Source organism: Streptococcus mitis, assembly GCF_946188685.1.
Lineage (GTDB): Bacteria > Bacillota > Bacilli > Lactobacillales > Streptococcaceae > Streptococcus > Streptococcus mitis_CC.
Genome location: NZ_CAMHWH010000005.1, coordinates 123499 through 137108, shown reverse-complemented (window position 1 = coordinate 137108; position 13610 = coordinate 123499). Strand labels below are relative to the sequence as shown.

10 protein-coding genes and 2 pseudogenes are annotated in these 13610 nt (G+C 40.0%); 3 read left to right on the top strand and 9 right to left on the bottom strand.

Annotated features, from left to right (window positions below):
- Window positions 1-31 precede the first annotated feature (31 nt).
- On the top strand, window positions 32-961 hold the full coding sequence (gene psaA / locus N8N51_RS06485; RefSeq protein ID WP_261034073.1) for a metal ABC transporter substrate-binding lipoprotein/adhesin PsaA: 930 nt from the start codon (window positions 32-34) through the stop codon (window positions 959-961).
- Window positions 962-1084: 123 nt separating this feature from the next.
- Complete coding sequence (gene tpx, locus N8N51_RS06480) at window positions 1085-1576, top strand: thiol peroxidase (protein ID WP_000256026.1); 492 nt, start codon at window positions 1085-1087, stop codon at window positions 1574-1576.
- 180 nt (window positions 1577-1756) lie between these two features.
- On the opposite strand, the pseudogene N8N51_RS06475 reads toward tpx, so the two are convergent.
- The 5 genes and pseudogenes from N8N51_RS06475 to N8N51_RS06455 all read right to left on the bottom strand — a co-directional run.
- Window positions 1757-1915: pseudogene (locus N8N51_RS06475) on the bottom strand (competence protein ComA); the annotation flags it as partial.
- Window positions 1916-2055: 140 nt separating this feature from the next.
- Complete coding sequence (locus N8N51_RS06470) at window positions 2056-2688, bottom strand: ABC transporter ATP-binding protein (protein WP_261103840.1); 633 nt, start codon at window positions 2686-2688, stop codon at window positions 2056-2058.
- A gap of 1 nt (window position 2689) precedes the next feature.
- Window positions 2690-4705, bottom strand: coding sequence for a bacteriocin-associated integral membrane family protein (locus tag N8N51_RS06465; protein ID WP_261103837.1), 2016 nt, complete (start codon window positions 4703-4705; stop codon window positions 2690-2692).
- A gap of 102 nt (window positions 4706-4807) precedes the next feature.
- Window positions 4808-5103 (bottom strand): annotated as a pseudogene (locus tag N8N51_RS06460) (lactococcin 972 family bacteriocin).
- Window positions 5104-5417: 314 nt separating this feature from the next.
- Window positions 5418-5588: a PhrA family quorum-sensing system peptide gene (locus N8N51_RS06455; protein ID WP_001227868.1), complete on the bottom strand. Its 171-nt coding sequence runs from the start codon at window positions 5586-5588 to the stop codon at window positions 5418-5420.
- Between the two features lie 189 nt (window positions 5589-5777).
- Between N8N51_RS06455 and N8N51_RS06450 the strand changes: the two genes are divergently transcribed.
- On the top strand, window positions 5778-6641 hold the full coding sequence (locus tag N8N51_RS06450; protein ID WP_261103835.1) for a helix-turn-helix domain-containing protein: 864 nt from the start codon (window positions 5778-5780) through the stop codon (window positions 6639-6641).
- A gap of 197 nt (window positions 6642-6838) precedes the next feature.
- Here the strand turns inward: N8N51_RS06450 and N8N51_RS06445 are convergent, their stop codons facing one another.
- The 4 genes from N8N51_RS06445 to N8N51_RS06430 all read right to left on the bottom strand — a co-directional run bounded on the left by N8N51_RS06445 (window position 6839) and on the right by N8N51_RS06430 (window position 13537).
- Window positions 6839-9547, bottom strand: a complete 2709-nt coding sequence (locus tag N8N51_RS06445; RefSeq protein WP_261103834.1) for an ABC transporter permease — start codon at window positions 9545-9547, stop codon at window positions 6839-6841.
- 1 nt (window position 9548) lies between these two features.
- Window positions 9549-10250 carry an ABC transporter ATP-binding protein gene (locus N8N51_RS06440; protein ID WP_049524524.1) on the bottom strand — a complete coding sequence of 234 codons (702 nt, stop codon included), beginning with the start codon at window positions 10248-10250 and terminating at the stop codon, window positions 9549-9551.
- A gap of 130 nt (window positions 10251-10380) precedes the next feature.
- A complete protein-coding gene (locus tag N8N51_RS06435) occupies window positions 10381-12792 on the bottom strand; it encodes a glycoside hydrolase family 95 protein (RefSeq protein WP_261103833.1) in 2412 nt (803 codons plus the stop codon).
- Window positions 12793-12844: 52 nt separating this feature from the next.
- Window positions 12845-13537: a phosphoglycerate mutase gene (locus N8N51_RS06430; protein WP_000240129.1), complete on the bottom strand. Its 693-nt coding sequence runs from the start codon at window positions 13535-13537 to the stop codon at window positions 12845-12847.
- Between the last annotated feature and the right edge of the window lie 73 nt (window positions 13538-13610).

Genomic DNA, 13610 nt, shown 5'->3' with positions numbered 1-13610 from the left:
GGGGCAAAACCCCAATAAATTGGAGGATCTAATGAAAAAATTAGGTACATTACTCGTTCTTTTTCTTTCTGTCATTGCTCTTGTAGCATGTGCTAGCGGAAAAAAAGATGCAGCTTCTGGTCAAAAACTAAAAGTTGTTGCTACAAACTCAATCATCGCTGATATTACTAAAAATATTGCTGGTGATAAGATTGATCTTCACAGTATCGTTCCTGTTGGTCAAGACCCACACGAATACGAACCACTCCCTGAAGACGTTAAGAAAACTTCTCAAGCTGATTTGATTTTCTATAACGGTATCAACCTTGAAACAGGTGGCAATGCTTGGTTTACAAAATTGGTAGAAAATGCCAAGAAAACTGAAAACAAAGACTACTTTGCAGTCAGCGAAGGCGTTGATGTTATCTACCTTGAAGGCCAAAACGAAAAAGGCAAAGAAGACCCACACGCTTGGCTTAACCTTGAAAACGGGATGATTTTTGCTAAGAATATCGCAAAACAATTGAGCGCTAAAGACCCTAGCAACAAGGAATTCTACGAAAAAAATCTCAAAGAATATACTGATAAGCTAGACAAACTTGACAAGGAAGCTAAAGAGAAATTTAACAACATCCCTGCTGAGAAGAAATTGATCGTAACCAGCGAAGGATGCTTCAAATACTTCTCTAAAGCCTACGGTGTCCCAAGTGCCTATATCTGGGAAATCAACACTGAAGAAGAAGGAACACCTGACCAAATCAAGACCTTGGTTGAAAAACTTCGCCAAACAAAAGTTCCTTCACTCTTTGTAGAATCAAGTGTGGATGACCGTCCAATGAAGACTGTTTCACAAGACACAAACATCCCAATCTACGCACAAATCTTTACTGACTCTATCGCAGAACAAGGTAAAGAAGGCGATAGCTACTACAACATGATGAAATACAACCTTGACAAGATTGCTGAAGGATTGGCAAAATAAGCCTCTGAAAAACGTCATTCTCTCATGAGCTGGCGTTTTTTTCTATGCCCACATTTCCGGTCAAATCATTGGAAAATTCTAACCGTTTCAGCTAAAATGGAAGAAAAAAGATTGGAGTATCTTATGGTAACTTTTCTCGGAAATCCTGTGAGCTTTACAGGTAAACAACTACAAGTCGGCGACAAGGCACTTGATTTTTCACTCACTACAACAGACCTTTCTAAAAAATCTCTGGCTGATTTTGATGGCAAGAAAAAAGTCTTGAGTGTCGTGCCTTCTATCGATACAGGTATCTGCTCAACTCAAACGCGTCGCTTTAATGAAGAACTGGCTGGACTGGACAACACGGTCGTATTGACTGTTTCTATGGACCTACCATTTGCCCAAAAACGTTGGTGTGGTGCTGAGGGAATTGAAAATGCCATCATGCTCTCAGACTATTTCGACCATTCCTTTGGACGTGATTACGCCCTCTTAATCAATGAGTGGCACCTATTGGCACGCGCAGTCTTTGTCCTTGATACCGACAATACGATTCGCTACGTTGAATACGTGGACAATATCAACTCTGAACCAAACTTCGAAGCCGCAATTGCAGCTGCTAAAGCCCTATAGAAAAAATCCTCTGTCACAAAGAGTTCCCTACTCTTTGAAACGGAGGATTTTTCTTATTCTTTAATTATTGTTTATTTTGAAATGAATCCTTCAAAATCTTTTAGTTGAAAATTATATTTTTCAGTGAGTAACACATTATCCACTGCAACATCTTCTCCCAATGGGTAAATATTTCTTTTGAAACGGTTGTAGGAGGAAAATCTCTCCTACACTATTATTGATTCTGAGAGAAAATTGCAAAATATCATCTACCAAACTTTCAATTATTAAGATTTTTTACAGTTTATCTGAATTAGAATCGCAAGGCTTCTCAATAATATAATTGTCGAATTTTTTCAATCTAACTTCCTCTCCACTATTTCTTCCTTTATCAAGAAAAAGTTACCTCAATATTAATAAAGTACAATTCTAAATTAACTCCAATTATTGATTCATGATAATATTTCAGTAACTCATCGTGCAATTAAAAACAAGGATTTTTATTTCAGATGATCCATCGTGAACACTTCATCAGCCATCTCCCAAATTGCCGGATTATGTGTTGCGATAATGATTAGCCTATTATCATCTCGAAGAGATAGCAAAATCTCCATAATCAACTGAGAGGTTGCTGGGTCTATTGAAGCTGTTGGCTCATCTGCCAGAATAAAGGGTGGATTCTTTAAGATAACTTTTGCCAAGGCAACCCGTTGCGATTCTCCGCCCGATAACTCAAAGATGCGCTTATCTAGGTCAAGATAATCCAGGCCGACCTGTTCTAAAGCCTGCTTCTGCCTCAACCGCTGTTCCGCCCGACTCAACTTTTGACCAATGAGACCTAGCTTAAGGTTTTCTTCAATACTTTGGTTTTCAATTAAGCCAAAGTTCTGGAAGAGGTAGCCCAATTCGTGACGGAAAAAATCACTCGATTTATAATTGGCCAAGTCTTTACCTCGGTAAAAAATCGTCCCATCATAAGATTCTAATTTCCCAATCATGTTCATCAAGGTTGTTTTTCCGCTACCACTTGAACCAATTAAGGCATAGACTTTTCCAGCCTCAAATGTTATTGAAAGATTCGAAAATAACTCTCGTTCTCCAAAAGATTTACTCACCTGTTTAAGTTCAATCATATTAACCTCCCTTCAAAACAAGCATGGACATCTTGTTTTCTTTCTGCATTTGTACATGTAACTGTAAAAGAGATAGACCAGTAAAGAGTAACGAGACTAAGAAAGCAACTACTATCTCTACCATAAGAAATATACTCGCAACAAATCCCAGTAAAAACACACCCAGTTGAGCAAAGAGATAAGTGCGATGGATTTCTAAGAACCTGAGACCTGCAATGCGTTTGATAAAAATGGCACGTCTAAATTCTTCAAAGTAGAGCCTATTCATAGTGTTAAACAACAAGATTGAAGTTGCAATCCCAAGCACAGCTCCTGCTAGCATTACCCAACGTTCCCTCTGGATATTATCCAATAATGTGATGTAGTTGTGGTAACCTGTTTGCATTTCTGAGACCCAATTTTCAATGCCTTGTCTCTGGATAAGCTCCTGGGCATCAGACAATTGATTAAAGAGAACGTAGTTCTGTACTGCGTCTACCCAAAACAAAACGGACTGTGGACCAGTTGATTGGGGTGTTATAACAATGATGATTGGATCTTTCAAAAACTGCTGGTAAGAAATAGGGGTCGTATTATACACAAAACGATCCTGACCTGATTCCAAATAACCTACCGTAGCAGTCATTTGCTGTCGTTCATCTTGACTAGACATGCGACTGGTTAAGTCGTCTTCAAAAACAGATTTATAATGTTCTTCCTCTGAACGGAGGTGTTCAGGCAGCAATAAGACAAACTCCCCTACATCAAGGTGATTCATCTTTTGCTCAATAGTTGTATCTACAGGAATGTTTTGACGCTTCAAGTATTGCGGTGTGACGATAAGGACATTGCCATTCGGGCTGTAATCATGCCATTCTGTAGAGGTTGCCAAGTTTTTGGAGGAAGCCATGCCATTTTGCAAAGTACGGTCAATTAACTGGTGTCTAGATAAGAAAGCCTTTTGTTCTGAAACAGCCAGATCCATCAATTGATACCAAGTTCTGAATTTCCTTTGAGCTTGTTCATCAAAACCAGGACTCGTTCCTTCACGGCTGATTGATAGGATAGTCAGTTGCCTTTCCTGACTCCAAACCTCTTGTCCAATCCGATGCTGTTGCCAGGCTTGGGAATACTTTAAGCTACTCCCTATTCCCAGCGTTACAATAATAATCGCTAATAGTTGACCGATTAAAATCAAACTAATGATTCCTCTGACAGGCACTTGCCCTTTTATAATCTGCATCAGGTGTATCTTTTTTATCCCAACTGCGAAGAGTTGAGCGAAAAACAGGGAGATCGACAACAAGATGAGATTATAACTGAGCAAGCCTTCTCCTATGGTCATTAGGGATTGCGTTGGAAGCGACAGAATTTTTTGCATAAGAATGGCGAGCACGCCAGCTAAACTGAAACCAACAGCTATCCCTTTCAAATCCTCACCAACTGGTCTAAGGAAAATGGACCACCGTTTCTCTCCTGAAATGAGGCGAATGCCCGACGACCGTAATTGGCTAATTTGACTAATTAAAGTCAGTGCTACAAAGGTTAAGATGAAAATCAATAGACTGATTAACTGAAATCCGTTACTAAAGATAGCCATTAACGTAGATAGTTTAGATGGAATTATCAGGTGCATGTTAGTCAAGCCAAGTTGACTTAGCTCCTCCCTTAGCAAGTGAATATCTAGGTTTCCATCGAATACAAAATAGTTTGTTTCAACACTACTACTTTGAGCATCTTCTAGATTTTTTTCCTGTAGCCCATCAGGCAACTTTCCGTTCCCAAAGGTCGTATAAGAAAAAACTGTAGTACCTTCTGAGTTAAGATCTTGGTGTTGAATCGCAATAAAGCTATCCGTTTCTTCTGCTAGTTTTTCCAAGCGTGTAGCAACATGCTGAAAAGTTGTTTCAGGGGAAGAATCACGTACAACAACGTTGGGGTAATAATAGGAGACATATGTATCAGTCCAAATGGTAAATACCCAAACAAAGAACAAACTAGCAAGCAGGTTGGATATGAGTATAAATAATTTTTTCATAGTGCATTCCTTATTCTAAAGCAGAGGGCAGAAATACCCCTGCCCTCTATAAACTAGCAAGCTTACTAAACTATTGATAAAAGAATCTTCTTCAATTATTCTTTACCATCCCGCATCAAATGTAACTTGCTCCCCAAAATTTGTATTAACAAACGCATAGGCCGCACTACGTGCTCCTACATAAGCTGTTTTTGATTGTCACGTCCATTACTTCCAACATAGGCCCAGTGATTCCGTGAACCATGATAATAATTCGAAAATGCTCCCCAATTATTTGGATCATGATGGCCTCCATAGGTCCACTCGCCACCACGGTGAGAAACTGCCAAAACAGGAAGAGCCAAACTAAATGCCAAAACGGCAAGGGATGATGCAACTACTTTTCTAATTTTTAACATATTATTCCTCCTCTGAATGAAATATTATGAAAAAGAGCGAAATGCAACTACATATTTTAATTAGAAATCTCAGTCTGAATTATAGTATCCTATTTTTTCCTCCTTTCTAACTGCACGTTCCTTTCTACAGGCAGAGACCTAATTTTATAAACTAATCTTAAATACTTTAGATTTTGTAACTCATAATTTTCAACAGTTGGTTAGCTATGAAAGCATTTTATCAAACATCTCCATTCTTATATCTATCTGGTATTGTTACAAGCTCTCATCAGAATACCTTTCTCTAAATAGTTGAATTTTAAAGTAATACAAAATCAATCAGCCTTCCTAACATCAAGACCATTGGACTTCTTTTGTGATTGTACTCGAACTTCCAATTGTCTATTCTTCTGAACAAACTCTTGATAGGGAATTGTATTACCAAATGCAAGAACACTTAGTAATGCAAATGTAACTAATTTTTTAATTCCACGTTTTTTTCTCATGCAATGAAACCCTTTTCTGTTTCCTTGTTTTTATTTTAACAGATATATTTTATTTAGCCAAGCATTTTTATGTGATTATTGACTTTTTTTATTTTTTATTACTATATAGAATTATTTTTCTTTAACTTGCTATTTTGAACTAAAAATTTTATAATAAAATTAAGCAAATAGGAAGGTTTATTATCTTTAATGAATACACTCGCAGAGAAATTCAGATTGAAAAGAAAAGAGTTGAGACTCTCCCAACAAACTCTTGCAGAAGGAATTTGTGAACAAAGCCAGATTAGTAAAATTGAGAGAGGGCATTTCATTCCCTCCGCAGACCTTTTGTTCAAACTCTCACAACGGCTCGAAGTGCCATTAGATTATTTTTTTAATGAACAAATTGAAATTAAATCTAACCTCTCTAATTTCAAGCAATTATCTGCTCACCTATTAGATGACAGAAATTATGACAATTTGGAATATATTTATAGAATAGAGATTGAACGAAGTACTTTTCTAACACTAGAAGACCGAACTTACCTTGAATGGATTAAAGCTATTATTGACTTCTATCAATATGACAGTAAGTGTGAGGCAATTTCTTCATTGGAAAATATATTATTAAAAGTCTCTTCAAATACTCTGATTTATTTAAAGGCATTGAATACTCTATCTAATTTCTATTCCTTAGTGGGTCGTGAACAAGAATATGAGGCAAACTACTCTCATTTAATGGAGTTATATCAGACAAAAAATTTTGAACATCAAGAGTTTTTATTTGGCTACATCAGAGTTCGTTACAACTACGCTCACTACCTAGTGTCAAAGGAAAAATATAACGAAGCCATCCAAGAAGCTCTTGAGACGATTGAACTTTGTAAACAAAGACAGACAAGCTACCAACTGGCTCCTCTACTTATTCTTGTAGGAAATGCTGGAGCCAAATTTCTAGACAAAGAACAAATCAAAAATTATTATATAGAAGCAAGAGAGTTATGTAAGATTTATAACAATCCTTTAATGTTGATGAAGATAGAAAATTATTTGAAAGAATTAGATACTGTTTAGTTAATCTTGACATCATAGTTTTTCTGAAACATTAAATAACCTGTAAGGCTGATAGTGAAATTAATACTATCAGCCTTATAATTATGTGACTATTAGTCCGTCTCGCTCCGCTAGGTGCGAGACAAAAAAACCACCCGCTATGCGGGTGGTCATGATTTACGAGTAAATTCAAGTTCGATCTGATAAAAACAACTAAATTACTCTACAGATTTCAAGGCTTCAAGCATATCAACCTTTCTCAGATGATGATTGACGAAGAAACCAAGCAAGGTCAAAATGATGCTTACTGCTGCCACTGGGATTACATAGACTTCCCAGCCTACCTGCGGATAAAAGAGAATAGTCGCAGGCGAAATCATTTGAATCAAAAATTGATGTAAATAGAAACCAGATACCAGACCAAGTACAATTCCCACAAGGGACAGCACAATCGTCTCACGATAAATGTAGAGGGTGACTTCATTATTGTGAAAACCGAGAACCTTGATAGTGGAGAGTTCACGGATTCTCTCAGCCACGTTGATATTAGTCAGATTGTAAAGGATAACGATAGCCAACAGAACCGATACGATGACCAAGATGGTCATGGTCTGATTGAGTGAGCTAGCGACGGAGTCAAAGAGTCGAATGGCTGAAGTATTTTGGACGACGCTGGACACCGCAGCTTGATTCATAAGCAAACCAGCCTGCCTTTCGATACTAGGCGCACTGGTATCCCTTAACGAGACCAAATAAGTGTTGGCTTGGGGTAGCTGGCCGTAAATTTGCACATAGCTAGCCTGACTCATATAAATAAAGTGACCAACGTAGTTCTCAGCAATAGCAGCGACCTTTAGCTTCTTACTTTCAATTTCTAGAGTCTGTCCAACCTTGACACCTGCCAGCTGGGCAAGTTTAGCTGTAATAACGACGCCATCTTTTAATGTCAGATCCTGCTGATGATGTTGAAGATGGATAAAAGGCGTCAAATCTTCCTTCTCTGTCATCATAAGGGTAATAGTCTGAAGACCAGCCTTGCCTTTAAAATCCTTGTCTAGCGTTTTAGAATAGATTTTCTGGTAGTCTTGGATTTCCTGCCCTTTCAACACTTCTTCCAACTCTGCCTTGTCTTGATTGGTCGCACTAGGATTTTCAGAGACAATCATTTGATACTGTTGGATTTGTTGAAACTGTCTAGACGGAACTCCTGCTACAGAGGATTGGATTCCTAAACCTGCAAAAAGCAGAGCAACTGAACCTGCCACACCAAAGATTGTCATCAACATCCGTTGCTTATAACGGAAGATATTGCGGGCTGTTACCTTATGGGTAAAACTGAGACGACGCCAGATAAAACCGATGCGCTCCAGTAAGATTTTAGCTCCTTTGACAGGTGGTTTAGGCAGTAAAAGCTGGGCTGCTTCATCGTGTAGTTCCCTACGAGCCACCAGGTAGGCCGGTAACACACTCGCCAACCAACTTAAACCAAGAGCTAATAAACTATAGCTCCAATAGAACTGAATCTGGGTTTCTCCCACTACCATACCTTTTGTAATGACACTTGAAATTACACTGGCTAGTAAATAATGGCCAAGTATACTACCTAGAGCTGTTCCGACAGTTCCAGCTACTAGACCGTAGAGGAGAAATTTGGCGATAATATCCTTACTGCGATAACCCAAGGCCTTAAAAATACCTGCATGTGTTCTCTCTTCATCCACAAAGCGAGTCATTGTTGTAAAGGTCACCATAGCTGCTACAGCATAAAGCACTACAGGAAAGATATTGCCCACTGCCCGAATACTGGCTGAAGCATTACTGTACATGAGGTAGCCTTGACCGCCAGGCATGGTCTGACGATTATATACTTGATACTTGGGCTCAGCTAAATCATCCAAGACTTGCTGATGTTTTTCTAGTTTTTCCTTTTCTTGGACTAGATTTTGTTCAGTCTGCTTTAGTTTGTCCTCTTCCTTGCTCAATTCCTGCTTAGCTTGGGTAAGTTGATCACGGGCCTGCTCTCTCTGGGCTTGAGGAAGCAAGGCTAGTTGACTTTCTTGAGCCTGTATACGAGCTTGAGCAGCTGCTAAACGACGCTTGCCTTCCTGCAAATTAGTCTCAGCCTTGTCAAGGGTCTCTTGGCCTTTGTCTATAGACTCTTGTCCTTCTTTTTTCAAGAGTTGCAGACGTACCTTACCATTATCTGATAAAGCTTGTTCAAGGTCTTCCTGATGTTGCTTGGATTTTTCTTCATAAGCTTCTGAGAAAGCATTTAAACCTGACAAATCTTGATATTTCAAACGAGCTATATTGTGGACTTTCTGATCAAACTGACTAGGTAAAATCACCCCATAGGCTGTCAGAGTCCCACTTCCACTTGCTGCGTAGCCCATATCTCGCTGGGAGAGGATTTCAGCTGAATCCACAAAACCAGTAATGGTATAAGTATGGTCTTTTAAAGAGGAATGACCCTCTTCTTTTTCTTTAAAACTAATCTCCTGTCCCACGCTGTATCGGCCTTGCAAATGAGTAGCCAAAGCAATTTCCTTGTTTGACTGAGGAAAACGTCCCTCTCTTAGCTGAAAGGTTGAAATTCGCTCTGGTTTGGAGTACAGCCGAATGGCATCCTGCCCATTTTCCATAGTCACATCTGTCAAATAGCCAAACTCAACCTCTGCGCCCTCCGTCTGTTCTAGCTCTTCTTGATCTGTTTGATCCAAACCATAATTAGACATAACTGCCAAATCCAAGGTTTGAGCAGTTGTTAAATAAGCATTAGCTGTCGCCTCCATGTTGGGACTGGTTACTTTGAGGCCTACTAAGGCTAGAGACCCTAACATCATCAAGGTTAAGATGGATAAAAAACGCCCCTTGGAGCCTGTGAAGGACTGAATTAAGTCCTTCCAATAGGTTTTTCGCTTGATCATGCTAGTACTCCAAACTGTCGATATCTTGAGGATGCTGGTTGATCACCACATCCTTGACACTGGCATCGTGCATATGAATCACGCGATCAGCAATGGGCGCCAAAGCTCCATTATGAGTCACGATGATCACCGTCGCTCCCTTTTGACGAGACATATCTTGCAGAATCTTCAAGACTTGCTTGCCTGTCTGATAATCCAAGGCTCCAGTTGGTTCATCACAAAGGAGAATTTTAGGATTTTTGGCTACTGCACGTGCAATGGAGACTCGCTGTTGCTCCCCTCCAGAAAGCTGGGCTGGAAAGTTATTGAGACGATGAGCCAGACCTACATCTGTCAAGACCTGTTCAGGATTCAAGGCATCTGTCACGATTTCTGAAGCCAACTCCACATTTTCCTTAGCGGTTAGATTGGAAACTAGATTATAAAACTGAAAAACAAAACCGACATCATTTCTACGATAATTGGTCCTCTGGTGGGAACTATAATCTGCAATATTAACACCATCTATCCAGATTTCCCCTTCATCATTGGTATCCATTCCCCCAAGAAGGTTAAGAACCGTTGACTTGCCTGCACCAGATGCACCTAGAATAATAACCAATTCACCCTTTTCAATCTCAAAATTCACATCACGATTGGCCACAATCTCCGTGTCCCCAACCTGATATCGCTTGTAACAATGTTTCATCTCAATATAAGCCATAAGACCTACCCTCTCTCAAACAAATTACTTCCTATTACCATTATAACGCTTTTTCAACTAGTTGGAAACTGCTTACATTCTCAAATCTTTATCAAAAGGCAGTCTCAAACTACTGCCTTCTATCACCTTCTTAAAAATAAAATTGAACAAGATCACCTTCTGCTGTCGCCACTGAAATACAATCTTTCCCCATGCATTTCACTTCTACTTTTTCTTGATTCATTTTAATCACACTCTTCTCAATACCTGGATAAGTGACTCGCAAATCTCCCCCACTTCTTGATAAAATGGTCAACTGTAAGAGTTTTTTATCCGCCCACCTCATGCTAATTTCAAAATGTCCACGTGCCATTAAGCCTGAAACAGAACCTGTTGACCATGCATCAGGTAGGGCAGCTAGAGGTACCATATAAGCTGTATGAGACTGGAGTAACATTTCTGCCATGCCACTAGTAGCACCAAAATTACCATCTATCTGAAAAGGAGGATGGCTACACCAAAGATTTTGTAAGGTGAATGACTTTAACTGCTCTGCTAATAATTTATGGGCTCGATTGCCATCTCCTAGACGCGCCCAAAGATTGATCTTATTGGCCTTAGACCAACCTGTGCCGCCATCTCCACGATCATTGAGGCTAGCACGCGCCGCTTCAAGATACTCTTGTACCTTGTAGCTAAAGAGAGTTCCAGGATAGAGTCCCACTAGATGGGAAGTGTGCCGATGCTGAGCCTCCACTTTCTCATTTTGAAAATGCTGCTCTTCCTCCTCATACCACTCCCTGATTCGACCAGATTGAGTGATTTGAAGAGGATTAAGCAAATCAAACTTCTCCTTGACTTCCGTCAACAAGTCCTCATCCAGTTCCAATTTCTGAGCAGCCTGAATAAAATCATGAAATAACTGCCAAATCAGAGATTGGTCATAGGTATTGCCAATCGAAATCGGCCCATGTTCTGGCGAATAAGACGGAGAAGAGACCCAACGCTGCGCCTGCTGATCCTTATGTAAAAAGACATTCCAAAAACGAACCGTTTCCCTTAACATGGGATAAATTTTCTCCCTGAGATAGTCTTGGTCCCTATAAAATGAATAGGCTTCATAAACAGTTTGCATCATCCACGCATTGGCAGCTGGTGACCAACCCCAATAGTAATCCCAACCAGGTGCCGTCCAACCAAAGGGTGTCGCTTGAGTATGAACCAACCAACCGTTCTCCTCCCCTTCCTGAGAGACGATTGCTGCATACCTTGCAGCCGCTAGACGACCATAGACACGCAAATCATCTATATAGTTGATGACTGGGAAAGCCGTCTCTAGGAGATTGGTAACATAGGCTGGCCAATAATTCATCTGCAGGTTGATATTCAAGTGATAGTCCGAATTCCAAGGAGGATTATCGACTGCATTCCAGACCCCTTGTAGGTTAGCTGGTAGAGCATCTGGACAATCTCTGGAAGAACTAATCAGTAAATACCGTCCATACTGGAAGAACAACTCCTCCAAAGCCTGCCCCTCTTGTGGCTTATAATTTTTTAACAAATCATCTGTAGTGGATGCATCAATCTCAGCTCCCAAATCCAATTGAACACGCTGGAATAAGGCTTGGTAGTCCTCAATATGCCTTGATTTCAATTGGGCATAGCCCTTTTCTTTAGCTGTCTCCACTAAGTCCTTTACCTGTTGCTCTAAATCTATTTTCTTGCGATAATTACTAGCAGGATTTTGGGCAAAATCAGTCTTAGCAGCCAAGAAAAGATTGGCATAACTGGCTCCTGATATCTGAACCTTATCTGACCAAACTCTAATATCCCCATCTGTTTCCCAAGCTAAACAGCTAGCAAACTGCAGGGCATTGTCCTTAACCCTCCCCTTCATCAAGATATGAGAAGCAGAGATATCCAGCTGGCATTTCTTATAATCAGACTTCTCCTGCTCATACTTTCCATCAGAAGCCAAATCACGACTTAGCGACAGTTCTATAGTAAAATCTAGAGTTTCCGCCCCTTCCTTAGTAAAGCGCTGAACCAAGAGATCATCTGGAAAACTCGCAAAAGCTTCACGTTCAAATTTCGTTCCCTTATAGACATAAGAAGTCGTCGCAAGCGCCTTGCTGATATTCAACTGTCTCTGGTAATCCGTCACCTGAGACAAAGTTGTACCTTGCTGGCTGAACTCAATGAAAATATCTCCAAAGGACAGATAGGTCCCATATTGACTCGTTTGGGGCCCAACTAGGTGCTGTTCAGCCAGTTCCTTAGCCCGATTGTAATCTCTCTTTTCCAAAGCCTGCCGAATCTCAGCTAAAAAACCATACTGGTCCTGAAGATTTCCACCCTGATAATCGGAACTATCAGGAAGTGGACCACCAGACCAGAGACTTTTTTCATTGAATTGAATCCGCTCAACCCCTATAAGGCCAAATACTTTTGCCCCTAAAGAACCATTGCCTATTGGTAAAGCCTCTTCTTCCCAACCCTTATATGTTGTTGACGCTGGTTGCTTGTAAGCCAATACATAATCTTGTTTTTTATTCCTTATCATACTTCCATACTAACATAAAAAGTCTAGAAATCAATTCTAGACTTACATTTTTTTATTTTCCAAGGTAGTATTCAGAAACTACGTTCAATTTTTCGTCAAATTCGAATACCAATGGTGGGAAGTTAGGGATTTCCACGTCCATGATTTCGTCATCTGACAAACCTTTGATGTGTTTTACAAGGGCACGGATTGAGTTACCGTGAGCTCCTACGAATACGTTTTTACCATCTTTAAGAGCTGGAGCGATTTTATCTTCCCAGAATGGAAGGGCACGTTCCAAAGTCACTTTCAAGTTTTCAGCATCTGGGATAACTGAGTCGTCAAGTGAAGCGTAACGACGGTCAGTGTGAGCTGAGTGCTCATCATCACGATCCATGTTTGGAGGCAATACATCGTATGAACGACGCCAGATGTGAACTTGCTCATCACCAAATTGTTCAGCAGCTTCAGCTTTGTTTTTACCAGTCAAACCACCGTAGTGACGTTCGTTCAAACGCCATGATTTTTCAACTGGAACCCACAATTGGTCAGAAGCTTCAAGAGCCAAGTTAGTTGTTTTGATCGCACGTTTCAATACTGAAGTATAAGCTTGGTCAAATTCGATACCAGCTTCTTTGATCAATTTACCAGCGTCAATCGCTTGTTGTGTACCTTTTTCAGACAAATCAACATCAGCCCAACCAGTGAAAAGGTTAGCTTTGTTCCATTCAGACTCACCGTGGCGAGCAAAAACCAATTTTACCATTAGATGGATTCTCCTTTAAATTTTCCGAGGTTTCCCCTCGTTTATCTATTCTATTTTACACAATTTTTCACAA